Source organism: Thermus sp. NEB1569, from assembly GCF_022385295.1.
In the GTDB taxonomy this organism is placed as follows: Bacteria; Deinococcota; Deinococci; order Deinococcales; family Thermaceae; genus Thermus; species Thermus scotoductus.
On the sequence record NZ_CP092445.1, the window covers coordinates 1,824,187 to 1,846,269 of the forward strand.

At 65.9% G+C, this 22,083-nt stretch carries 25 protein-coding genes and 1 tRNA gene; 8 read left to right on the top strand and 18 right to left on the bottom strand.

Features of this window, described 5'->3' with window-relative positions; genetic code table 11:
• Position 1: 1 nt before the first annotated feature.
• From nrfD to MI302_RS10425, 3 genes are read right to left on the bottom strand one after another with little or no spacing between them, the layout of a single operon-like run.
• Positions 2 to 1,354 (bottom strand): NrfD/PsrC family molybdoenzyme membrane anchor subunit, encoded by a 1,353-nt coding sequence (gene nrfD, locus MI302_RS10415; RefSeq protein ID WP_239725732.1) that lies wholly within the window; start codon positions 1,352 to 1,354, stop codon positions 2 to 4.
• Entirely contained in the window at positions 1,344 to 3,983 is a 2,640-nt protein-coding gene (locus MI302_RS10420) for a 4Fe-4S dicluster domain-containing protein (protein WP_239725733.1), read from the bottom strand. Before MI302_RS10420 ends, nrfD begins: the two co-directional genes overlap by 11 nt.
• 8 nt (positions 3,984 to 3,991) lie before the next feature.
• Complete coding sequence (locus MI302_RS10425; protein ID WP_239725734.1) at positions 3,992 to 4,627, bottom strand: cytochrome c3 family protein; 636 nt, start codon at positions 4,625 to 4,627, stop codon at positions 3,992 to 3,994.
• 228 nt (positions 4,628 to 4,855) lie between these two features.
• Between MI302_RS10425 and MI302_RS10430 the strand changes: the two genes are divergently transcribed.
• Positions 4,856 to 4,942: transfer RNA gene (locus MI302_RS10430), tRNA-Leu, on the top strand.
• A gap of 27 nt (positions 4,943 to 4,969) precedes the next feature.
• On the top strand, positions 4,970 to 5,440 hold the full coding sequence (gene tsaE / locus MI302_RS10435; RefSeq protein ID WP_239725735.1) for a tRNA (adenosine(37)-N6)-threonylcarbamoyltransferase complex ATPase subunit type 1 TsaE: 471 nt from the start codon (positions 4,970 to 4,972) through the stop codon (positions 5,438 to 5,440).
• Here the strand turns inward: tsaE and MI302_RS10440 are convergent.
• The 3 genes from MI302_RS10440 to MI302_RS10450 are packed head-to-tail and all read right to left on the bottom strand — an operon-like array spanning position 5,369 to position 7,145.
• Positions 5,369 to 5,836, bottom strand: a complete 468-nt coding sequence (locus MI302_RS10440; protein WP_239725736.1) for a TlpA disulfide reductase family protein — start codon at positions 5,834 to 5,836, stop codon at positions 5,369 to 5,371. The two genes, tsaE and MI302_RS10440, sit on opposite strands and share 72 nt — an antisense overlap.
• A gap of 58 nt (positions 5,837 to 5,894) precedes the next feature.
• Positions 5,895 to 6,395 carry a metal-binding protein gene (locus tag MI302_RS10445; RefSeq protein ID WP_239725737.1) on the bottom strand — a complete coding sequence of 167 codons (501 nt, stop codon included), beginning with the start codon at positions 6,393 to 6,395 and terminating at the stop codon, positions 5,895 to 5,897.
• Between the two features lie 36 nt (positions 6,396 to 6,431).
• Positions 6,432 to 7,145: a cyanophycinase gene (locus MI302_RS10450; RefSeq protein WP_239725738.1), complete on the bottom strand. Its 714-nt coding sequence runs from the start codon at positions 7,143 to 7,145 to the stop codon at positions 6,432 to 6,434.
• A gap of 74 nt (positions 7,146 to 7,219) precedes the next feature.
• Between MI302_RS10450 and MI302_RS10455 the strand changes: the two genes are divergently transcribed.
• Positions 7,220 to 7,789: a TetR/AcrR family transcriptional regulator gene (locus tag MI302_RS10455; protein WP_216640768.1), complete on the top strand. Its 570-nt coding sequence runs from the start codon at positions 7,220 to 7,222 to the stop codon at positions 7,787 to 7,789.
• The gene (locus MI302_RS10460) at positions 7,786 to 8,280 is read left to right on the top strand and encodes a CarD family transcriptional regulator (RefSeq protein WP_126170195.1); all 495 of its coding nucleotides are present in this window, start codon (positions 7,786 to 7,788) and stop codon (positions 8,278 to 8,280) included. The genes MI302_RS10455 and MI302_RS10460 overlap by 4 nt, the downstream gene beginning before the upstream one ends.
• 108 nt (positions 8,281 to 8,388) lie before the next feature.
• Here MI302_RS10460 and MI302_RS10465 read toward each other — a convergent pair whose 3' ends face one another.
• Genes MI302_RS10465 through ispD form a run of 4 tightly spaced genes read right to left on the bottom strand, consistent with a single transcriptional unit; the run spans position 8,389 to position 11,629 of the window.
• Positions 8,389 to 9,609 (bottom strand): IS256-like element ISTth4 family transposase, encoded by a 1,221-nt coding sequence (locus MI302_RS10465; RefSeq protein ID WP_239725337.1) that lies wholly within the window; start codon positions 9,607 to 9,609, stop codon positions 8,389 to 8,391.
• Complete coding sequence (locus MI302_RS10470; RefSeq protein ID WP_239725739.1) at positions 9,602 to 10,198, bottom strand: hypothetical protein; 597 nt, start codon at positions 10,196 to 10,198, stop codon at positions 9,602 to 9,604. Before MI302_RS10470 ends, MI302_RS10465 begins: the two co-directional genes overlap by 8 nt.
• Positions 10,185 to 11,003 carry a 4-(cytidine 5'-diphospho)-2-C-methyl-D-erythritol kinase gene (gene ispE, locus MI302_RS10475; RefSeq protein WP_239725740.1) on the bottom strand — a complete coding sequence of 273 codons (819 nt, stop codon included), beginning with the start codon at positions 11,001 to 11,003 and terminating at the stop codon, positions 10,185 to 10,187. The genes MI302_RS10470 and ispE overlap by 14 nt, the downstream gene beginning before the upstream one ends.
• The gene (gene ispD / locus MI302_RS10480; protein ID WP_239726528.1) at positions 10,991 to 11,629 is read right to left on the bottom strand and encodes a 2-C-methyl-D-erythritol 4-phosphate cytidylyltransferase; all 639 of its coding nucleotides are present in this window, start codon (positions 11,627 to 11,629) and stop codon (positions 10,991 to 10,993) included. The genes ispE and ispD overlap by 13 nt, the downstream gene beginning before the upstream one ends.
• Before the next feature lie 45 nt (positions 11,630 to 11,674).
• On the opposite strand from ispD, the gene MI302_RS10485 reads away from it, so the two are divergent.
• Positions 11,675 to 12,460, top strand: coding sequence for an undecaprenyl-diphosphate phosphatase (locus MI302_RS10485; RefSeq protein WP_126165544.1), 786 nt, complete (start codon positions 11,675 to 11,677; stop codon positions 12,458 to 12,460).
• Here the strand turns inward: MI302_RS10485 and MI302_RS10490 are convergent.
• Positions 12,452 to 13,513, bottom strand: coding sequence for an aminotransferase class V-fold PLP-dependent enzyme (locus MI302_RS10490; RefSeq protein ID WP_239725741.1), 1,062 nt, complete (start codon positions 13,511 to 13,513; stop codon positions 12,452 to 12,454). The genes MI302_RS10485 and MI302_RS10490 overlap by 9 nt on opposite strands.
• Positions 13,514 to 13,676: 163 nt before the next feature.
• On the opposite strand from MI302_RS10490, the gene MI302_RS10495 reads away from it, so the two are divergent.
• From MI302_RS10495 to MI302_RS10505, 3 genes are all read left to right on the top strand, one after another.
• Positions 13,677 to 14,720 (top strand): DnaJ C-terminal domain-containing protein, encoded by a 1,044-nt coding sequence (locus MI302_RS10495; protein ID WP_239725742.1) that lies wholly within the window; start codon positions 13,677 to 13,679, stop codon positions 14,718 to 14,720.
• 114 nt (positions 14,721 to 14,834) lie between these two features.
• Positions 14,835 to 15,056: a cold-shock protein gene (locus MI302_RS10500; RefSeq protein ID WP_014516375.1), complete on the top strand. Its 222-nt coding sequence runs from the start codon at positions 14,835 to 14,837 to the stop codon at positions 15,054 to 15,056.
• 87 nt (positions 15,057 to 15,143) lie between these two features.
• Complete coding sequence (locus tag MI302_RS10505; protein ID WP_239725743.1) at positions 15,144 to 15,617, top strand: GNAT family N-acetyltransferase; 474 nt, start codon at positions 15,144 to 15,146, stop codon at positions 15,615 to 15,617.
• A 72-nt stretch (positions 15,618 to 15,689) separates the two neighbouring features.
• Here the strand turns inward: MI302_RS10505 and MI302_RS10510 are convergent, their stop codons facing one another.
• From MI302_RS10510 to accD, 7 genes are all read right to left on the bottom strand, one after another.
• Entirely contained in the window at positions 15,690 to 15,929 is a 240-nt protein-coding gene (locus MI302_RS10510; protein WP_015716251.1) for a ferredoxin, read from the bottom strand.
• Positions 15,930 to 15,989: 60 nt separating this feature from the next.
• Complete coding sequence (locus MI302_RS10515) at positions 15,990 to 16,529, bottom strand: hypothetical protein (protein WP_126169691.1); 540 nt, start codon at positions 16,527 to 16,529, stop codon at positions 15,990 to 15,992.
• Between the two features lie 4 nt (positions 16,530 to 16,533).
• Positions 16,534 to 17,226: an NTP transferase domain-containing protein gene (locus MI302_RS10520; protein WP_239725744.1), complete on the bottom strand. Its 693-nt coding sequence runs from the start codon at positions 17,224 to 17,226 to the stop codon at positions 16,534 to 16,536.
• Positions 17,227 to 17,251: 25 nt separating this feature from the next.
• Complete coding sequence (locus MI302_RS10525) at positions 17,252 to 18,436, bottom strand: transposase (protein WP_239725745.1); 1,185 nt, start codon at positions 18,434 to 18,436, stop codon at positions 17,252 to 17,254.
• A gap of 169 nt (positions 18,437 to 18,605) precedes the next feature.
• A complete protein-coding gene (locus MI302_RS10530) occupies positions 18,606 to 20,222 on the bottom strand; it encodes a PEGA domain-containing protein (RefSeq protein WP_239725746.1) in 1,617 nt (538 codons plus the stop codon).
• A 68-nt stretch (positions 20,223 to 20,290) separates the two neighbouring features.
• Positions 20,291 to 21,241 (bottom strand): acetyl-CoA carboxylase carboxyltransferase subunit alpha, encoded by a 951-nt coding sequence (locus MI302_RS10535; RefSeq protein ID WP_239725747.1) that lies wholly within the window; start codon positions 21,239 to 21,241, stop codon positions 20,291 to 20,293.
• On the bottom strand, positions 21,225 to 22,082 hold the full coding sequence (gene accD, locus MI302_RS10540; RefSeq protein WP_239725748.1) for an acetyl-CoA carboxylase, carboxyltransferase subunit beta: 858 nt from the start codon (positions 22,080 to 22,082) through the stop codon (positions 21,225 to 21,227). The genes MI302_RS10535 and accD overlap by 17 nt, the downstream gene beginning before the upstream one ends.
• Position 22,083 lies beyond the last annotated feature (1 nt).

The following is a 22,083-nucleotide window of genomic DNA, read 5'->3' on the forward strand; positions in this document are numbered from 1 at the left end:
CCTAGTGCTTTCTCAGGCGGTGGAACAGGTGAACCATCTCCGCCACGGCGATGGGAGGGAAGATGCGGATGAAAAGGGCAAGGCCGAAAAGGAAGAAGCCGATGGTCCCGAGGAAGAGGGTCCAGTCCACCCAGGTGGGGTAGTAAAGGTGGAAGTTCCCGGGCAAGAAGTCGTGGGACAGGCTGATGATGACGATCACGAAGCGCTCCAGCCACATGCCCACGTTGGCCAGGATGGAGAAGATCAAAAGCCAGGTGAGGTTCTTGCGGAAGCGGGGGAACCAGAGGGTCTGGAGAAGGACCACGTTGATGAGCATCATGGCCCAGTAGTAGGGGGCGTAGGGGCCGGTCATGCGCCAAAGCTGCTGGGCCCACTCCGCAGGCTCCCCCGCATACCAGGCGATGAAGATCTCCAGGAGGTAGATGTAGGCCACGCCGAGGCCCGAGGCCAGGGTCACCTTGGCCATCCAGTCCAGGTGGCGGTCGGTGATCACCCCCTCCAGCCGGTACCACTTCCTGAGGGGAATGATCAGGGTAAGGGCCATGGCGAAGCCCGAGTAGATGGCCCCGGCGGCGAAGAAGGGGGGGAAGACCGTGAGGTGCCAGCCCGGCACCAGGCCGTAGGCGAAGTCCATGCTCACCACCGAGTGCACGGAGATCACCACCGGGGTAGCCAGGCCCGCCAAAAGCACATAGACCGCCCTATAGCGCTGCCAGTGGACGGCATTGCCCGTCCAGCCCAGGGAGAGCCAGCCGTATAGCTTCCGCCGCCAGCCCTTGCTCCTCTCCCTGAGAAGGGCCAGATCCGGGATCAAGCCCAGGTAGAGGAAGAGGGTGGAGATGGTGAGGTAGGTCATGATGGCCAGCACGTCCCAGGAGAGAGGGCTTTTGTACTGGGGCCAGAGGGCTATGTGGGTGGGGTAGGGCATGACCCAGTAGAAGAGCTGGGGCCGGCCCATGTGGATGAGAGGGTAGGTGGCCGCCGCCAGCACGGCAAACAGGGTCATGGCCTCGGTGACCCGGTTCAAGGAGTCCCGCCAGTTCTGGCGCATGAGGACCAGGATCGCACTGATCAGGGTCCCGGCGTGGCCGATGCCGATCCACCAGACGAAGTGCACGATGTCAAACCCCCAGGCCACCGGCTGGTTGATGCCCCAGGTGCCGAGGCCCTTCACGAAGGTTACGAAGATGGCATAAAGCCAGGCTAGGGTCAAGGCCCCCCCCACGGCCAAGACCACCCTCCAGGGCCTGGGAGCTGGCTTCTCCACTGGCTCCAGAAGCTTTTCCACCAAGGTCTTCTCCGTCCACTCCCCCTGGATCAGGTCGTGGTCGGGATGGGGTTCCTTATGCGCCATGCTTCCCCTCCTTCAGCTTGGGATTGGGGTTTTTCAGGTGGGCCAGGTAGGTGGTGCGGGGCCAGGTGTTGGCCTCCTCCAGAAGGGCGTAGTGCCGTCCCTCCTTCCGGTGGGCCTGGATGGGGTCTTCAGGATCCAAGAGGTCCCCGAAGTGGATGGCCTTCCCCGGGCAGGCCTCCTGGCAGGCGGTCTTGATCTCCCCGGTGCGGATCTTCCGCCCCTCCATGGCCGCCTTGGCCCGGGTGCTTTCGATGCGCTGCACGCAGTAGGTGCACTTCTCCATCACCCCGCGGCTCCGCACCGTCACCTCGGGGTTCATGAGGAGGGCCAGGGGGCTTTCCTGGGCCCTGCGGGGGTCCCCCTTGCCCACGAAGGCCTCCCCGTAGGGGAAGAAGTTGAAGCGCCGGGCCTTGTAGGGGCAGTTGGCGGAGCAGTACTTGGTGCCCACGCAGCGGTTGTAAACCATGAGGTTCAGGCCCTCGCTGGAGTGAACGGTGGCGGCCACGGGGCAGACCGCCTCGCAGGGAGCCTTCTCGCAGTGCTGGCACATGACGGGCTGGTGGAGCACCCCTTCCTCGGCAAAGTAGCGGTCCACGCGGATCCAGTGCATCTCCCGGCCCTTCTTCACCTCCTCCTTGCCCACCACGGGGATGTTGTTCTCCACCTGGCAGGCCAGGGTGCAAAGCCCGCACCCCAGGCAGCGGGTGAGGTCCACCGTCATGGCCCAGGCGTGTTCCCCTTGGGGCCAGGGGGGGTAGAAGGAGACCCGCTTCTCCTTTTCTGGCTCGGCCTCGAGGGCCTCGGCCTCCTCCATCACCTTCACCGCCTCCACCTCCCCCAGGTACCCGTGGTACTGGGTGGAAACCAGGGGATAGTCCCGGCCCGTGGGAGAAACCTCCGCGGGCCAGACCACCCCTTCGGGGTGGAAGAAATGGGAAAGGGGGGCCACGCCGCTGCCCTTGGGCAGGCCGGGAAGAGGCCAGAGGGGAAGGAGGGCCTCCCTTTCCCCGGCCTTGACCCGCAGGAGGGGCCTTTTGGGATCCGCCCGGCGCTCCCGGGCCCGGATATCCTCAAGAAGGCCTAGGTCCTCGGTATCCTCCTCCCCCAGGAGCAGGGCCCCATCCCACACCAAACGGCTTAAGGGCCGGGGAAGCTCCTCCAGGTAGGGGTTCTCCCGGTAGCGACCGTCGTACAGGCTGGCATCGGGGCGCAGGGTGATCTCCAGAGGCGCTTCTTTCCGTAAGGGGGGAAGGCGGCCCTCGAGGCCAGGGCGCACCTCCAGGGAAAGGGCCTGGGCCCGGGCCAGGGGTCTTCCCTCCACCAGGGCCCGTTTCTCCTCGGGGCTCAGGGCGGGCACCTCCTCCCCCACAAGGCCCGCCACCACCTCCTCCAGGGTCTTCCCGCCCCAAAGGGGCTGGATAAGGGCCTGGGCGGGCCAAAGCCGTCCCTCGGCATCCAAGTGCTGGCCGGAGGCCTCGAGGGGATGGGCCAAGGGCAGGCTCCACGGGGCTTTCTTGTTGGGATAGAGGGAAAGCGCCGCAGCAAAGGCCTTACCCGAGAGGTTGGGCAAAGGACCCTCCGCCGCCCACACAAGCCTCTGGGCCCCTTCCGCCTGGGCAAAGGCCCGGGGCGTGGCCGCCTCCCGATCCGGGGGCTCCACATACCCCACCGGGGCCTTAAGGACCTGGTTGATGGCCATGGCCAAAGCCTGGGCCCCGGGGGAAAGCTGGGGCCCAGCGAGAAGCACCCCACCCCTCCTCAGGTCCTCCGCCAGAGCGGGAAGGAACCCCCCGTACTCCGAGGCCGGGCTTCCCGGGAGCACCCCCAGGGCCTGGGCCAAGGCCAGGAGGAAAGCCTCCACCTGGCTGGGCTTTAGGGCCAGGCGGTGGTCGGCCATGCTACCCAAAAGGCTGGCTCCGCTCTCCACCGCATAGATGCGGTTCATGGGGGGCACACGCCTTCGGCTTAGGGCCTCCCACCAGAGGTACCCCGCCGGATGCTCGTGCAGGTCCACATCCAAAAGGAGCACCGTCTCCGCCTTTTCCGGCGTGTAAACGGGCCAGGCCCTTCGTCCCAAGGCCAGCTCCGCACCCAAGTAGATGTTCTCCAGGCTCCAGGCCTCAAACCGGGCCACCTGCAGGTTGGGAAAACGGGCCCGGGCCCTTTCCAAGAGACCCTCGAGCCTAGGGGAGGTGGTGCGGGGCAGGACCAAAAGGGTCTCCCCTTCCGCCAGAGCCTTCCGCCAGGCGGCGTAAAACCCCTCCCAGTCCGGGGCCTTACCCTGGCGGGCCGGGTCGTAGAGGGCGTAGAGGCCCGCCAGGGGATAGGGGCTCATGGCCCTCTCCAAAGGCGCCATGAAGAGGGGCCTTTCCTGGTACACCTTCACCCGCACCGGCTCGGCGAAGCCGGCATGGGAAATGGCGGTGACGAACTCCGCCTCTCCCCCCTCCACCACCCATTCCGGCTGGCGTACGTAAGGTACCCCCTGGCGCCGCACCACCGGGGTACAGGCCGCTAGGGACAAAAGCCCCAAGGCCAAAACCCCCCGCCGGGTTACGGGCCCAAAGGGAAACTCCTCACGGAAGAGCTCCCGCTCCAAAGCTTCTTCATAACCGCGCCGTTCCTTCATGAAGCCTCCTAGCGGTGACAGGTGTTGCAGCTGGTAAGGGCCTCCGCCGAACGCACCTGGTAGATCTCCTTCAGCTTCTTACCCAGCTCGGGATCCGGGGTGTAGGCCATGTTGAAGACCTGGTCCTTAGGCCTGAGGCGGGCCTCGGGGTTGCGGTGGCAGTCCAGGCAGAACTTCATGGTGAAGGCCTGGGGCTGGTAGACCACGGGCATCTGGTCCACCCGGCCGTGGCATTCGGCGCACCCCACCCCCTTGGCCACGTGGGCCGCATGGTGGAAGTAAACGAAATCCGGAAGGTTGACCACCCGGTTCCAGCGGATGGGCTCCCCCGTCTCCCAGCTCTTGCGCACCAGGGCCAGGTTGGGGCTATCGGGCTTGATAAAGGTATGGCAGGTCATGCAGGCCTCCGTGGGGGGCAGGCCCGCGTAGGCCGCCCGCTCCACGCTGGAATGGCAGTAGCGGCAGGAAAGCCCCAACCCTCCGGCGTGGAAGGCATGGCTGAAGGGCACGGGCTGCTCCACGGGCTGGGTGCGGTACTCAAAGGCCCCCACCGCCACCCCGGAGAACACCACCACCAGGAGAGCGAACACCCCTAGAACCGTTCCCCAAAAGAAGGTTTTCACCCATCGGTTGCGCCGCCGCATGCCACCTCCGGTCTTAAGGGCCAAGGCTACGGGCAAAGGGGCAAGGGGTCGATCAAGGGGCGCGGGTCTTTTCATAAGCGAATGAGCCCTACCCGTGCCTACCCTTTAGCAAGGTCTTCTCATGGGTATACTATCGGAAAGGGGAAGGGACAAATGTCCCAAACCCCGGCAAACCTTGACAAGGAGGAGGCTTTTGTTAAACTAAGGCTTGCGCGTGAGGCGCGCCCTGCCGGGATGGTGGAACTGGTAGACACGCCATCTTGAGGGGGTGGTGCCCGCAAGGGCGTGCGGGTTCAAGTCCCGCTCCCGGCACCAAAGAGGCCCTAAGGGGCCTTTTTCTTTATGCGGCTCCTCTTAGAGCGTACCCTTACGACCCTCGAGGACACCCAGGCCCTGGCCCGGGAAGCCCTGGCCCTTTTCCCCCCGGGGGCCCTGGTGGTCCTGGGGGGTCCCTTGGGTGCGGGCAAGACCACCTTCGTCCGCTTTCTGGCCGAGGCCTTGGGCTTTACGGGAAGAGTAACGAGCCCCAGCTACACCCTGATCCACACCTACCCCACCCCAGAAGGCCCTGTGGTGCACGTGGACCTCTACCGCCTGCAAGATCCCAAACTCCTCCTCCCCCACCTGGAAGCGGCCCGGGAAGGGGCCCGCCTCCTTCTGGTGGAGTGGGGGGATCCAGAAACCCTGGAGGCCGACTTCCTCCTTCGCCTCCTCCCTCAAGGAGAAAAGCGCCGGGCGACGCTATGGCAGCTCCGCCCCGACCAGGAGGAGGGCATCCAGCAAGGCCTCCCGCCCGGCCCGCCCGGCGAATAGGGCCACCACCCTGCCCTCGCCATCCACTACGAAGGTCCAGGGCTGGCCCAGCACCTTGAAGCGGTTGGCCACCTCGTGGGGCTTGTCCTTATCCGAGGCCAGCAAGGGAATGAACCGGGGAAAACCCTTCATGTACTCCAGCACCACCTCCTTGGTGTCCTTGGGCTCCCGGCTGATCACGTAGAAGGGCACCCGGGTTTCCTCCGCCACCCGGTGAAGCCCCGGGAACTCCGCCTTGCACACCGCGCACCAGCTGGCCCAGAAGACGATGACCGCAGGCTTCTTCATGGTGGCGGGGGTGACGAGGTTACCCTTGGGATCCAGAAGGGCGAACTCGGGCAGGCGCTGGCCCGGCTGCACCGCAAGGACCACACCCAAAAGCAGAAGGAACCCCATACATCGCCTTAGCATGCTTCCATTGTTTACCCTAGCGGGGATGGGTATGTAGACCACCTCACCTTGGCCGCCGCAAGCGCTTAAGGTCGTGGTCGGGCCAGATGCCATCCGCCACCAGGTGGAGCCACTGGGAAAGGTAGTAGCCCAAAAGGGCAAAACCCCAGACCTCCCAGGGCCAGGAGGGAAGCTTAAGGGAAAACCCCATCCCCAGGTATTTGGCAAGCCCTTGGGCCAGGTACCCCAGGGCCAAAAGAAGCCCCGCCAGGTAACCCAGGCGGGTCAAGGGTCCTAGCACCCAGGTATGGGAAAGCCCCCGGTGGCGGAAAAGCCAGCCGTAAGGACGCCAGAAAGGGCCCAAAAGGCCCCAGCGGCGCTGGGACCGCGTGCCCTTCTCCGCCAGGTCCAGATCAGGGGAAAGGAGGAAGGTACCCGCCAGATAAGCCAGGGTGAAGGCCAAGCCCTGGGGGTCCTCCGGCGAGCCCCCGTAGGCCAGGAAGACCACCGCCCCCCCGCCCAGGACCGTCAGGTTAATGGCCTCGTGCACCCGCCCCGAGGGCATAGGGCCATGTTACCGGAGAAGGGAACCCCGCCCTCCTCAAAGGGCGGGCAAGGAGAAGCGCTCCCCCGCCGAGAGGACGTCCACCTTAAGCCCCTTCACCCCCCGGCCCGTGTACTCCGCCCCCCCGGCATCCACCAGGGTCACCCCTCCCACCCAGACCTCCCCCAAACCCCTAAGAAGGCGCAGGGCGGTGTTCTCCAAAAGGCCAAGGCCCACCAGGTCGGGATTGTCGGCCACCAGGCGCGAGAGAGCCAGGAACCGCCCCCGTTCCTCCACCCGGGGGAGGAAGACCAGCCCCCTCAAGAGGGCCAGGCCCAAGGCGGCCTTAATCTCCCCCTCCAGGGAGTAAAAGGCGGCCTCGCCCAGAAGGCCCGCCGCCTCCCCCAAGGCCACCACCCCACCCCCCTGGCGGTGGACCTCCAATAGGGCCTGGAGAAGGAGACTTCCCCGGATGAGATCCAAAAACTCCGGTAGCCCCTCGGCGGCCAGAAGCACCAGGGGGCTCGCCGCCACCGCCTGGGCTATCTCGGGGTCAAAGGCCTCCTCCCGCCGCCTGAGGTAGAGGACCCTCCCCCGCTTCAGGCCCAGGCTCCGGTAAGCGAGCCGCCAGGCCTCCGCCAAGTCCCGCAAAGGATAGGGCACGAGAAAAAGGGCCTCCCCCCTGGCCTCCTCCAGGAGCCTGGCCTCCACCGGGCGCAAGGCCCCCCGAAGGGGATCGGCGGTCAGCAAGGCGAAAAAGCCCTGACGCATACCTGACCTCCTATACCTTATAGGGTAATCCCCTCCTCATGAAAGGAAAAGGGTGGTGTGGTAGACTTAAGGGCGTGGCCGCGATGGTATCCCCCCCGGGGGCGCTCTCCAAGGATAAAAAGAGGGCCATCCTCGAGGCCACCTTGGAAATCCTCCGGGAGATGGGGCTTTCCGGGCTCAAAATGGAGGAGGTGGCCCGGCGGGCGGAGGTGGGTAAGGGTACCATCTACCTCTACTTCCGCGACAAGAAGGACCTCCTGAAAAACCTGGTGGAGGAACGCACCTGGGCCTTTTACCGGGAGGTGGAGGAGGTGGTGCGCCAAAAGGCGCCCTTTTTTGTGCGTCTGGAAGCCCTCTTGCAAAAGCGCCTGGCCTGGATCGCCGAGTGGCGGGGCCTGTGGGCGGCGGTAGCCCGGGAGGCCATGGAGGACCCCACCCCCTGGCTCAAGGGGCTCCACCAGCACTACCTAGACCTCCTGGAGGAGCTGGTGCGAAGCGGCCAGGAAGAAGGGGCCGTGCGCCCCGAGCTTTCCCCCAGGGCCACCGCCCACGTGATCGCGGCCTTGGGGTGCACCCCCCAGCTGGAGGTGGAGGCTTATTTGGAGCACCTCATGGAGGTGCTCCGGAAAGGAGTCGCGCCGTGAAAGAGTTCCGTCCCGGCGACAAGGTAGTCCTGCCCCCTTACGGGGTCGGCGTGGTGGCGGGCATAGCCCAGCGAAGCGTGAGCGGCATCAGCCGGGCCTACTACCAGGTGGACTTTCCCGGTTCCCGCTCCAAGGCCTACGTGCCCGTGGAGGCTCCCCAAAGCGTGGGCATGCGCAAGGCCCTTGCCCCGGAGGAGGTGCCGGTCATCCTTGACCTCCTGAAGAACGGGCGCATGCCCCTGCCCAAACAGTGGGCCGCCCGGCACCGCAAGACCAGCGAGATCCTGGCGGATGGAAACCCCTACCACATCGCCCAGATGGCCGGGCAGCTCAGGGCCTGGGAGCTGGAACGGGGCCTACCGGACCTGGACCGCCAGGCCCTCAGGCGGGCCATCTACCTCCTGGCGGAGGAGGTTTCCCAGACCCTGGAGATCACCGTGCAGGAGGCCAAGCGTCTCTTCGAAGAGGCCTGGGGCGAAGAGCTGAACTGAAGGCCCTGGGGCTAGCCAAGGCCCCGGGGTTCCGGGGCCTTTTTCCCTCCCACCCCGGATTCCTCAACCGCCAAGAACGGGCCTAAAGCAGCAGGCTCCAGGGTCGTGTCAAGAGTTATGTGTAAGAGTCTGTGTACGGGGGGCATACCGCTCCTGAAGCATCTTCTCCAGCACCTCCTTCACCTCCGAGAACCCCTTTAGTTTCCGTTCTGCCCACCTCCCTTCCTGCCTCTCCGACTCCAGGTAAAGAAGCTTGTACACCGCCTCTTCCTTAGGAAACTTGTGGTCCCGCACCTTCGTCCCCCGCCGTAGCTCCCGGATAAACCGCTCCATCAGGTTGGTGCTCCGCAGGTACGGCCAAAGCACCTTGGGGTACCCGTAGAACCGCAGGAAGGCCCCCGAATCCTGTACCCAAAGCCCCACCACCCCCGGGTACCGCGAACCCCAGGCGGCCTTCACCTCCTCCAAGGCCCCAAGAGCTTCTTCCCGGCTCTCCGCCCCGTACACCCGCCTCAGGTCCTCCGCCAGCAGGGCCCGGTCCCGGGAGCGCACCTGGGACAGGCTCCACCGCACCCCGTGCACCACGCACCGCTGCCACTCCGCCTGAGGGTAGACCCTGCGGATCGCCTCGGGAAGCCCGGGCAGCCCGTCGGTGATGAAGAGCAATACCCGCCGCAGGCCCCGCTGCCAAAGCTCCCCCAGGACCCCCTCCCATCCCAGGGCGCTCTCCGTGGGCAACAGCCAAAACCCCAGGACCCGCCTCTCCCCATTAGGGGCGATGCCCAGGGCCACATACACGCTTTCCCGTACGATCCCTTCTCCTTCCCTGAAGACCTTTAGGGAAAGCCCGTCCAGGTAGACGAAGGCCATCTCCTCGGGCAAAGGCCGGGTGCGGAAGGCTCCTGCCGCCTCCAGGACCTCGTCCGTCAGGGCGCTCAGGGTCTCGTGGGAGTAGCGGTGGCCTAAGAGCAGGCTCAGTATCTCGGCCGCCTTGCGCTGACTGACCCCGGCGGCGTAAAGGGCTACCGCCACTTCCCCCACGTCCACCAGGCGGCGGACGTAGGGCTTAAGGAAAGCCGGGTAATACCGAGATTCCCGATCCCTAGGGACCTTCAGGTCCACCTGGCCAAAGGCGGTCTCCAGCTTGCGGGGGTAGTAGCCGTTCCTGCGGCCTCCGTGCACCTGCAAGAAGGCCGTCCGGTCCAGCTCCAGAACCGTCTGCAGAACCTCGGCTACTGTCTCCCGCACCGCTTCCCTCAGCAAGATCCGCAAGGTATCCTGGTCCACGGGGCACCTCCTCGTGCTAAGGTGTGCCCCCCTATTAAACACGGACCCTTACACATAAATCCTTACACGACCGGCTCCAGGTTTTCTTCTCCATCTCCAGGATGCGGGCCAGGTAATGCTCCAGGACCCCCGGATCCAGCCCCTCCACCTGGCCCTGGGCCATGACCTCCAGGTCGAAGAGCACCGCCTGGAACTCGGGGGCCGACCAGTGCTCGGCAAGCTCCTGCCAGGGTCCATCCCCCTCCACGTGGGCGTTCCAGGCCTCCAGGAATAGGCGGTTCAGGAAGTAGAAGAATACCAGGCGGTAAGGGTAGGGAAACCCCTCCATCTCCTGGAGCAGGGCGATGTACTCCTGCCGCACCGGGTGAACCGGTTCCCTGGGATCCGCCCCCTGGGAAAGAAGCCAGTCCAGCTCCTCCACCGTGGCCATGAGAGCCTGGACCAAAGGAGCCCGGTGGGGATGGGGGGCCTCCCTAAGAAGCCCCACCTGAAAGCGGTACAGGGCTTCCACGAAGGGGAAATCCTGCTTAAGCCAGAAACTGAACCGCTCCTCGTCCCAGCGGAGGGGCAAGGACTTGATCTCCTCCAAGGCATCCGGGCAACAACCAAAAAACTCCCTAAATAACTCCATACCCTCCCCCCAGAATTCCGTGCCGGGCATAACCGCTATGCCTCAGGGCCCCCACCGCCTTCTTGGCCTGGGCCTCGTCCTCCGCCAGGCCGAAGAAGGCGCTCCCCGAGCCGGACATTAAAACACCCCTCAAACCCAAGGCCTTAAGCCGGGCCTTCACCTCCTTCAGCTCCGGATGAAGGCGAAAGGCAGGGCCCTCGAGGCTATTCCAATAGGGTGGCTCCTCCCCTTTCTCCAGGGCCTCGAGGATCTCCGAAACCGGAAGCTCGGGCCCGAAATCGTGGGGCTTCACCTCCCCATACACCCTGGGGGTGGGAAGCCGCAGGCCCAAGGAGAAGACCACCACCGGCAAAGGGGAAAGGGAAAGGGGCCTAAGCCTCTCCCCCACCCCCCGGGCCTCCGCCACCCCTCCCTGGAGGAAGAAGGGCACATCGGCCCCCAGGGAAAGGGCCAAGGAGGATAGGTCCACCTCCGCCGGGTAGAGCTCCTTCAGGCCCAGAAGCACCTGGGCGGCATCCGAACTCCCCCCGCCAAGACCCGCCCCCTCGGGCAGGGCTTTTTCCAGGACAATCCGCACCCCCCCGGGCCAGCCCGCCCTTTCCAGGTAGGCCGCCGCCGCCCGGTAGGCCAGGTTCCTTTTCCCGTACCGCCCGCGGAACTCGATCCCCTCGGGGATGGGCTCCAGGAAAAGCCGGTCCCCGAAGGATAGGCTGGCGAAGAGGGTGTGGAGCTCGTGGTAGCCATCCGGCCTCCTCCCCAGGAGGGAGAGGCCCAGGTTCACCTTAGCCACCGCTAGGCGCTCCATACCCTCGCCAAAGCCTCCGCCAGGGGCAGGTCCTCGGGGTAGGTGATCTTGAAGGCGGCCCTCTCCCCCTCCACCAGGGCCACGGGATAGCCCAGGGCCCTCACCAGCTGGGCGTCGTCGGTGGCGGAAAGCCCCCGCTTCCTGGCGTAGGCGTGGGCCTCCCGCAAGAGGGCGGTGAAGAAGCCCTGGGGGGTTTGGACCAGGCGCAGGGCCTCCCGGGGTACCACCTCCCCATACCCCTCCCCTTCCGGCCGCATGAGGGTATCCGGCAGGGGCAGAACCGGCACCGCCGCCCCCGTGGTGCGGGTGGCCTCGAGGACCCGCCCCACCAGCCTCTGGCTCACGAAGGGCCGGGCCACGTCGTGGACCACAACCAGAGGGAGGCTTGCCGCCTCCAGGAGGCGGGAAACCGACTCCTGCCGGGTTCTGCCCCCCTCTAAAAAGGTGGCGCGAAGCCCCTTGGGGACAGGAGCTCCGGGGGGCAGGGCCACCAGGACCTCCGCCGCCTCCTTGAAGGCCTCCACGGCCCACTCCAGGAGGGTCTTCCCCCCCACCCGCAGGAAGGCCTTGGGCCCAAGGCCCAGCCGCTCCCCGTTCCCGGCGGCGGGGATCAGGACGGAAACCATCCGGTGTTCGCTTGTCAGCGAAGCACCCACGATTCCCATGGTAGCATGGGCCCCATGAGCCTTTGGGAAGCCCTTCTCTTAGGGGTGGTGGAGGGGCTCACGGAGTTCCTGCCCGTTTCCTCCACCGGCCACCTAACCCTCCTCTTCCACCTCCTGGGCCTGCCCATCCAAGAGGATCCCTTCCTCAAGACCTTCCTCATCGCCATCCAGCTGGGGGCCATCCTGGCCATCCTCCTCCTTTACGGAAGGCGCTTTGCGGTGGACCGGGCCCTCTGGCTCAGGATCGGAGTGGCCTTCCTGCCCACCGCGGCCATGGGCTTCCTCCTCTACCCCCTCATCAAGGGGAAGATCCTGGGAAACGACGGCATCGTGGTCTTCTTTCTGTTCTCCGTGGGCTTGGTCCTCCTCCTGGCCGACCGCCTGGCGGAACGGGCCCGCTATGGGGATGTGCTGGAGCTCCCCCTAGCCCAGGTGGCCTTAATCGGGGTCTTCCAGGGCCTGGCGGCCCTCTTCCCCGGCACCAGCCGGAGCGGGGCCACCATCCTGGGAGGCCTCCTCCTGGGCTTGAGGCGCAAGGCAGCAGCGGAGTTCAGCTTCCTCCTGGCCCTTCCCACCATGCTGGCCGCCGTGGGCTACGACCTCCTGAAAAGCGCTCCCGCGGTGCCCCAGGGGGGCTGGAACCTTCTTGGGATGGGCTTCCTCGCCGCCTTGGTCACCGCCCTCCTCACCGTGCGCTGGATGCTTTCCTTCGTGGAGCGCCACGGCTTCAGGCCCTTCGCCTATTACCGCATGGCCCTGGCCTTGGTCTACGCCTACTTCTTCCTACGCTAGGGCCAGAACCCTATCCAGGGTTTCCAGGAACTCCTGGTAGGCCTCCCTCCGGGCTCCTTCCCCCATGAGGCCGAGCCGCAAAACCTGCCCCCGGGTGGGCCCGATTCCCCCGGCCACCGCCACCCCCTGGGCGTAAAGGGCCTTCACCAGGCGGTCCGCCTCCACCCCCTCAGGCGGGCGCACCACCAAGACCGTGGGCAGGGGGCTGGCCTTGGGGTAGGGGCGGAAACCCCGTTCCCTTAGCTCCCCAAGCAGCCAGGCGTAGACCTCCTTCGCCCTTCGTTCCCGGGCCTCCATCCCCTCCTCCAGGACCAGGTTGAGGGCCTCCAGCAGGGCGTAGTGCAGGAGGACCGGGGTGGTGTGGTGGTAGCCGCCCCGCTCCCAGTGCTCCGCCACCCGGGCAAGGTCCAGGTACCAGCCCCGCCTGCCGGTGAAGGCCTTGCGGGCCTCGAGGCTTACGGCGATGGGGGCCAGGCCCGGGGGAGCGGAGAGGCACTTCTGGCTGCCCGTGAAGGCGTAGTCCACCCCCATCTCCCGCATGGAGAAGGGAAGCATCCCTAGGGTGGTGACGGCATCCAGGAAGAAAAGGGCCCCGGCCTCCTTGGCCAGGGCCCCGATCTCCCGGGCCGGGTTCAGCACCCCGGTGGAGGTCTCCCCGTGCACCAAGGCCACCATGCGGTAGCGCCTCACCTTTAGGGCTTTGGCCACCGCCTCCGGGTCCACGGGCTCGCCCGGAGGGAACTCCAAAACCGCGGGCTCCAGGCCGTGCACCTGGGCCATCTCCGCCACCCTCTGGGAGAAGGCCCCGTTCACCAGCACCAGGACCGGGCCCCGGTCCAGATTGGCGAGGCCGGCCTCCATGCCCAGGCTTCCCGAGCCCGCCAAAGCCGCCAGCAGGGCGCCTTCCCCGGGGTCAAAAAGCCGGGCAAGCCTCTCCTGAATGGCTCGGTTCACCACCAGCACCTCGGGGTCCAGGTGGCCCCGCATGGGACGGAGAAGAACCTTTTGCACGCGCTCGGGGATGGGGGTGGGTCCAGGGGTCAGAAGCAGCATCTTGCCTCCTCTACTCCCGCCGGAAGCGGGCATAAGAAAAGCCCCCGCGGCGATACCGGGGGGGCCCTTCCCGAAGGAAGGGGCCCCCTACCGGATAGCTCGCAGGAGCCTCATTGAGGCCCACTTTAGCCCAAGGCCCCTTTCCTTGTAAAGTGCTACCTGGATGAAGGACTACTACGCCATCCTGGGGGTGGGCCGGGAGGCCACCCAGGAGGAGATCAAAAAGGCCTACCGCAAACTGGCCCTCCAGTACCACCCCGACCGCAACCCCGGGGACAAGGAGGCGGAGGAGCGCTTCAAGGAGATCAACGAGGCCTACGCCGTCCTTTCCGACCCCGAGAAGCGGGCCCAGTACGACCGGGGGCTTTTAGGGGCACCGGAGCTCCGCACCGAGGACCTCTTTGACCTCTTCGCCCAGGTCTTCGGCTTCCGCCCGGGGCGCACCGCTCCCAGGGGGGAGGACCTCGAGGCCCAGGTGGAGGTGGAGCTTAAGGACCTCCTGGAGGGGAAGGAGGTGGAGGTGGCCTACACCCGGCTGGTGCCCTGCGAGGCCTGCGGAGGCCAGGGGGGGAAGCGCACGGCCTGCCCCACCTGCGGGGGTAGGGGGGTGGTGGAAACCTATCGTCAGGGTCTTTTTGGCGGGTTCCTGACCCGCTCCACCTGCCCCCACTGCAAGGGGCAAGGCCATCTCCTGGCGGAGGCCTGCCCGGTATGCCGGGGCCGGGGCCGGGTGGCCAGGGAGGAAAGGGTACGGGTACGCATCCCCCCGGGCATGGACGAGAACCACCTGCTTCGGGTACCGGGTTACGGCAACCTGGGACCCGGCGGTCCCGGGGACCTGTACGTGCGCTTGAAGATCCGCCCCCATCCCCACCTGGAGCGGGAAGGGGCGGATCTGGTCTACCGGCTCAAGCTCGGCCTGGCCCAGGCGGCCCTGGGTACCCGGGTGGAGGTGCCCGGGCTTTCGGGCCCCATCCCCTTGGAGATTCCCCCGGGCACCGGGCACGGGGAGGTGTTTGAGCTTCCCGGGGAAGGCCTTCCCTACCCTGGGGGCCGGGGAGCCTTAAGGGTGGTGGTGGAGCTTTCCGTGCCCAAAAACCTTAGCCCCAAGGCCAAGGAACTCCTCAGGGCCTACGCCAAGGAGGTGGGAGAGGAAGTGGCTCCCGAAGGCTTCTTTGAAAGGCTACGGGGGTTCTTCCGCAAGTAGGCCCCTCGTGGTATAGTGAGGCATTCCGGGTCGCTATAGGGTGGCCCCTTGGGTCTAAAGCAACCCCTAAGGCCCCGGATACGAGCTCTTGGGGCTCGGAAGAGAAGGAGCAGTATGCAGAAGGGTCGGGTCAAGTGGTTCAACGCGGAGAAGGGCTACGGCTTCATTGAGCGCGAGGGCGACACGGATGTGTTCGTCCACTTCAGCGCCATCAACGCCAAGGGGTTCCGCACCCTGAACGAGGGCGACATCGTCACCTTTGACGTGGAGCCGGGCAAGAACGGCAAGGGCCCCCAGGCGGTGAACGTCACCGTGGTGGAGCCGGCCCGCAGGTAAAGGGCAACCCGGACCGCCGTGGGTTTCCCCCACGGCGGTTTCCTTTTGGGGAAGCTATCACCCCTTTCTCAGACCCCAGCCGGTAGCATGGGAGGGATGCGGACCCTTAACCTGAGCCTACGTCCAGTGCTCCCAGAGGACGCTTCCCTCCTGCACCAGCTCTTCCTGCGAAGCCCCGGGTACTTCGCCTTGATCGGCATGGAACCCCCGGCCCTCGAGGACGTGGCCCGGGACCTTTCCACCCTGGAGAAGGACGAGCGCCGCCGGGCCTTCCTCCTCTTCCAGGAAGCGGAGGCGGTGGGCTACCTGGACTACAAGCTCCGCTACCCCGAGCCCGAGGACGCCACCCTAAGCCTCCTCCTCATCCGGGAAGACCGCCAGGGGCAGGGCCTGGGACGAAGGGCCCTGGAGCACCTTTTAACCCACCTCACGGGGGCCGAGCGGCTTTATGCGGTGGTCTACGGCAACAACGCCCGGGCCAAGGCCTTCTTCCAGGCCCAGGGTTTCCGCCACGTGAAGGACGGGGGCCCCACCCTGAGCTGGTACGTGCGGGAACTATAACCCATCACCCCACCCGGGCGAGAGCCCAGGTGGGGTGCACCCGAATCCTAAGCCCGCTCTGGGCCAAAACTCCTAGCCCAAACCGGCCAGCTTGCGGTTCTTCTCGATGTAGGACTTCCACTGCTCGGGAACATCCTCCTCGGGGAAGATGGCGTTCACCGGGCAGGCGGGTACGCAGGCCCCGCAGTCGATGCACTCCTCGGGGTGGATGTAGAACTGATCCCCCCCGTCGTAGATGCACTCCACGGGGCAGACCTCCACGCAGGACTGGTCCTTTACGCCGATGCAGGGTTCACAGATCACGTGCGGCATCCTTCACCTCCTAAGCCACCCTCCCCCCTATTTTAGGGGATAAACCCTCCTGTCAAGGGGCTAGGCCCCCAAGTAGCGGAAGAAGGCCTCCCGGGAGATGGCCCCCACCACCTCTTCCCCCTTCACCACCAGGACCAGGGGTTGCCTCAGGAAGAGGGGGGAGAGCTCGCTGACCGCCACCTCAGCCTCCACGCTGGGGACCTCCTCCAAAGGGAGGATGTGGTCGGAAAGGCCCAAAAGCCCCACCGGGCGCCCTTCCTGCACCAACAGGGCCACCCCCCGGCCCTCGTAGGCCTCGAGGGCCTCCACCCGGGGCAGGGGCCTCGCCAGGCGGCGGGCCGGGGTGGGCCAGAGGAGCCCGGCGGTGAGCAGGGTGGTGCAGGGCACCCGCACCGCCTTCTTGGCCACGTAGAGGGCAAAGGTGAAGAAGAGGAGAAACCCCAGCCCCTCCAGGAGGCCGGTAAAGTTAAAGCTCTCCCACCCCAGCCTGCCCCCACCCCCGAGGAGGGAGTGCAGGAGGTAGGAGAAGAGAAGGCCCAGCACCAAGGCGGCCAGATAGGCGAAAAGCCCGGCCAGGCGGAGTTCCTTCACCGTGCGCATGGGCTTAGCTTACCAGTTCCTCCTCCCGGTCCACGTCCACCCCCACCTCGGGGTAAGGGGTGATGAGGGCCTTGGCCTCCACCCCCAGGATCCTCCTGGCCCTTCCCTCCAGCTCGGGGAGGGAAAGCCGACTCAGAAGAAGCTTGAGGAGGATATCCAGACCGATGAGCCGTGCCAGGGCCAAGGGGCTTTTCCTCAGGACCACCACCTTTTTGGCCAGGGGCAGGGCCTGGTAGAAAAGCCCCTTATCCAGAAGCACCAGGTTCCCCCCGGTGAAAACCCCCTCCCGCAGGCGGGCGTAGGTGCGCCGGGTGTGGGGAAAACGGGCCTCCACCGCCTCCTTGGGCACGATGGGGTAGACGAGGGCAGCCTCCGGGGCCTTTTCCAGCACATAGCGCACCGCCTCCGGGGTGAGGTGGGGGATGTCGGCGGTGGCCACCAGGACCCTTCCCTCCACCTGCTCTAAGGCTGCCTCCAGGTTCCCAAGCAGGCTTCCCCTGTCCGGCAAGGTCAAGCGAGGAGAGGGGTTTAGCCCCGGGTTCTCCCCCACGTAGACCACGGAAAGCCCCGCCTCCTTCAAGGCGGAAAGCACCCACTCCGCCATGGGCCTTCCCCGGTAGGGCACCAGGGCCTTGCTCCGCACCCCATACTTTCGGGCCCACGCCTCCTCGCCGCCTCCCAGAACAATGGCCTCCACGCCCCTATGGTGACGACTCCCCGGACTAAAGTCCAGGGCTTCTCGGGGTGTTTCCCTGCGGGAAAGCACGCAGGGTCTCCCCCGAAGGCCCCGCCCAGGCCCTAGCCAGGATGTTTTGAGCGGCGGCCACATCCCGGTGGAGAAGCGCCCCACACTGGGGACAGGTGTACGCCCGCACCCAGAGAGGCTTCTTCTCCCTATGGCCGCACACCGGGCAGTCCTGGCTGGTGTACTTGGGGTCTACCTTGATGACCCGCCTACCAGCTTCTTCCGCTTTGTAGGCGAGGATTTGGAGAAACTGGGCCCAGCCCGCGTCGTGTACGCCCTTGGCTATATGGGAGCGGGAAAGGGCTTGAACGTTCAGGTCTTCGTGGACGATGGTTCCATAGCGGTTTACGAGCCTCCTGGCGAGTTTGTGGTGGAAGTCTTTGCGCTGGTTGGCGATCTTGCGGTGGAGCTTGGCTACCTTGAGCCTGGCCTTCTTCCTGCCGCTCTTTCCCTTCTTCTTCCGGGAAAGCTCCCTTTGGGCCTTGGCCAGCTTCTCCTCGGCTTTCTGGAAGTGGCGGGGAGCCTCTACCATCTCCCCCTCCGAGGTAACGAGGAAGTGGGGGTTGGTGCCCAGGTCTATGCCGATGGCCTCCTCGCTTGGAGGCAAAGGCTTGGGGTCCACCTCGGTGATGAAGATGATGTACCAATGCTCGCCTTCCCGCTTAACCGTCGCCGTCTTGATCTTCCCTTCCAAAGGGCGGTGGAGCTTAACCTTGACGGAGCCAATCCCGTGGCTGCTTTCCCGCCAGGGAAACACCTTGAGGAGTACACGCCTTCCCCCATCCTGGAGCTTGACCCCGGTTTCGTAGGCCTGGGGGAAGGTAAAGGAGTCGTAGCGCCCCTTCCCCTTGAAGCGGGGGTATCCCGCTTTCTGTCCCGCCTTGACCCTACGGAAGAAGCCCTTGAACGCCAGGTCCACCCGTTCGATGACGTTCTGCAAGACCTGGGAATGAATGTGCTTGTACTCCGGCAGCTCGGCCCGTATCTCGGGCAGATACCTCTTCTGTTCGTAGAAGCCGACAGTCCTCCCGGCCTTCTTGTAGGCATCTCTACGCTCCTGCAAGGCCGCGTTGTAGAGGTGGCGGCACAGCGAGAGGGTGCGCTCCAGGTCTTTTTGTTGGGGCTTGGTGGGGTAAAGGCGGTATTTGAAGGCTTTGCGCATGGCTGGCTTCTTCTACACAGTACCAAATCCGTGTCCACCTGTGGTGGACGTGGGGGAGTCCATGTATCCCCGGTTTAAAAACCGGGGGATTATAGCTCCCCCACACCCCCTCTTTTCTCTAAAGGTTTTGCCGGGGCCCCCACCCCGGCGACGCCGGGGTGGGGTGGCATCAGAGGGGCCTAAGGGTATACCGGAGCACCTGGTTCCCCGTGATGCGTACCGTTTCCACCAGGGTGCGGTACCCAGGGGCCACCAAGGTAAGTTCATGCTCGCCAAAGGGCGCCTCGAGGCGCAGGTAACCGCCCTTGGCCACCCCCACTTCCTTCCCATCCAGGAAGACCCGGGCCTCCACGTTCAGGTAAAGCTCCAACACCGCCCGCACCGGAACGAGTTCCACATAAAGCCTGACGCTTTCCCCGGGGCGCACCTCCACCTGGGCCCGGTACTCCCCGTACCCTGGGGCCACCACCCGCACCTCATGGAGACCGGCCTCGAGGGTCATCCTTAAAGGCGCCCGGCCCATCAAACGGCCGTCGATGTAGACCTCAGCCCCCTCGGGCCTGGCCTCCAGATAAAGCTCCCCCGTGCGGATGGGCCTCAAGGTGGCGGAAACCCGGGTTTCCCGGCCCCGTTCCACCCGCACCGTGGCCCGGTAGGGCTCGTAACCCGGGGCCTTGAGCTCCACCTGGTAGGTTCCCTCCTCCAGCACCAGGCGCAAGGGGGTACGGCCCCGCAAGGTGCCGTTCACGTAGGCCTCGGCTCCCGTGGGGCTGGACTCCAGAAGAAGGATGCCGGTGCGAGAGACAGGGTTCAGGCGCACGTCCAGCCGGGTGGTCTCGCCCCTTCGCACCTGGACCGTGGCCTGGTAGGGCTCGTAGCCCGGCGCCCTAAGCTCCACCGCATACCGCCCCTCGGGCAGGCTTAGGGAAAGGGGCGTGCGGCCCCTGAGGGTTCCTTCCACGTACACCTCGGCCCCGGAAGGGCTGGAGGTGACGGCCAGGGTCCCCTGCCTGGCCTCCGGCACCAGCTGGGCGAAGACCTGGACCCTTTCCCCGGGCCTGGGGTTCACCGTCACCCGGTAGGGCTGGTAGCCGGCAAGCCTAAGCTCCACCTCGTGCCGGCCCGGGTTCACCTGGAGGCTAACAGGAGTGCGCCCGCTCATCCGCCCGTCCAGGTAGACCTCGGCGCCAGCGGGCCTCGAGTCCACCACCAGGGTGGCCGTGGCCGGGGTCGGCGGGGGAGCCGTGACCCGGCCCACGAAGTAGCGGGCCACGTCGGTGACCCAGTCCTTGTCGGGGATGGGCTCAATCACGATGGAAAGCGCCCGGGCTAAGCCCTCCGCCCCCTGGACCCGCACCTGATTGCGCTCCACATCCAGGATCTCCCCCAGGGAAAGGGGGCGCTTGCTGGCCACCGCCAGGATGCGGTCCTCACCCTCGGGACCCGTCACCGTGTAGCGGTAGCGGGCCCCTTCCGGGGGAAAGCGCCGGGTTTCCCCGGCCCGGAGGAAGTTGTTCCGTTCGAAGGCGTTGGGCAGGATGGGATCAATCCTGCCGTCGGCATTGATGTTGAAGAGGTAGACGTAGGCATCCTGGTTCACGTTCACGTAGATGAAGATGGGCTCACCAATCTGGTAAACCGCACCTCCCCGTTTCCCGGGGTCCTTGTCCACCCAGACCTTCACCTGAAGGTCGGTGGGCGCGGGATTCACAATGATCCCCTGGGGGCTTATCTGCTGGGCCAACGCCGCCCCAAAACCCAGGATGGCCAAAAGGAGCTTCCGCATAATCCTCACCTCCGCCCTCAGGCTAAAGCCTCCCTGTGAAAATCCTGAGGGAAAAGGGACAAGGCCCCTTAAGACTCGGCGTAGGCCCCAAGGGTGCGGAAGCGGCGGTAACGGTCCCGGTAGAGCTCCTCCGGGGAAAGCCCTTTGAGCTCCTCGAGGGTCTTCAGAAGGGCTTCCTTGATGTTGCGGATGGCCTGCTCGGGGTCCTTGTGGGCTCCGCCCTCGGGCTCGGGGACAATGGCGTCCACCACCTTCTGGGCCAGGAGGTCCCTTGCGGTGAGCTTCAAGGCCTCGGCGGCCTTGGGGGCCTCCTTGGCATCCCGCCAGAGGATGGCGGCGCAGGACTCGGGGCTGATCACCGAGTACCAGGCGTTTTCCATGATGAGGACCCGGTTGGCCACCCCGATGGCCAGGGCCCCCCCGCTACCCCCCTCCCCCAGGATGAGGGCGATGGCGGGTACCTTCAGGCGGCTCATGCGCTGGATGCTCTGGGCGATGACCCAGGCCTGGCCTCGCTCCTCCGCGGAAACCCCCGGGTAGGCCCCCGGGGTGTCGATGAAGGAGAGGAAGGGATAGCCGAACCGGTCCGCCAGGTCCATGAGGCGCATGGCCTTGCGGTACCCCTCGGGGTGGGGCATGCCGAAGTTACGGTGGAGGTTTTCCTTGGTGTCCCGCCCCTTCTGGTGGCCCACCACCACCACCTTCTGCCCCTCCAAGTAGGCGAGCCCTCCCACGATGGCGGGATCGTCGGCGAAGGCCCGGTCCCCATGGAGCTCCAAAAAGTCCTGGAAGGCCTTCTCCAGGACGTCCAGGGTGGTGGGGCGGCCCTGGGCCCGGGCCAGCTGCACCCTCTGCCAGGCGTTGAGGCTCCCGTAGACCTCCTCCTTGAGCCTGGCCAGGCGGTCCTCCAAAAGGCGAATCTCCGCCTCGAGGTCCACCCCCGTGGTGCGGGCCGTCTCCCTTAGCTCGGCGATGCGTTTTTCCAGCTCCAGGATGGGCTTTTCAAACTCCAACGGCATAGGGAACTCCAGGGTGCAGATGACGAAGGGCCCGGACCAGCTCGCCCTTGAGCTTCCTGCGATCGGTAACCCGGTCCACCATCCCGTGCTTCAGCAAAAACTCCGAGCGCTGGAAGCCCTCGGGCAGCTCCTGGCGGATGGTCTGGCGGATGACCCTGGGCCCGGCAAAGCCGATCAGGGCCCCGGGCTCGGCGAAGATCACGTCGGCCAGGGCGGCGAAGCTGGCGGTGACTCCCCCGGTGGTGGGATCGGTGAGGATGGAAACATAGGGAAGGCGCTTCTCCCAGAGGCGGTCCAGGCTCATCACCGTCTTGGCCATCTGCATGAGAGAAAGGGCCGCCTCCTGCATCCTGGCCCCGCCCGAGGCGGCCACGATCACCAGGGCCCGGCCCTCCGCCGCCGCCCGTTCCGCCCCCCGGGCGATCTCCTCCCCCACCACGCTCCCCATGGACCCCCCGGCGAAGGCGTAGTCCATCACCAGAAGGACCGCAGGCACCCCGCCGATGGTGCAGGTGCCCCCCAGGATGGCGTCCTTGCGACCGGTTTCCTCCTGGTAGGCCCTGAGCCTTTCCGCATAGGGCTTGGTGTCCACGAAGCCTAAGGGATCCAGGGGCCTAAGCCCGGTGATCTCCTGGAAGGTGCCGGCATCCGCCAGCATCTCCACCCTTTCGGAAGCGGGCACCCGGTGATGGTGGCCGCACTTAGGGCAGACGTAGAGGTTTTCCCGGAACTCCTTCTTGTAGAGCTGGGCCCCGCAGGCCTCGCACTTGGTCCAGAGCTCGGGGACATCCCGGTTTTCCCCGCTGGGCCTCTTCTTGCGGAAAAGCCGCTCTAGGGCCACG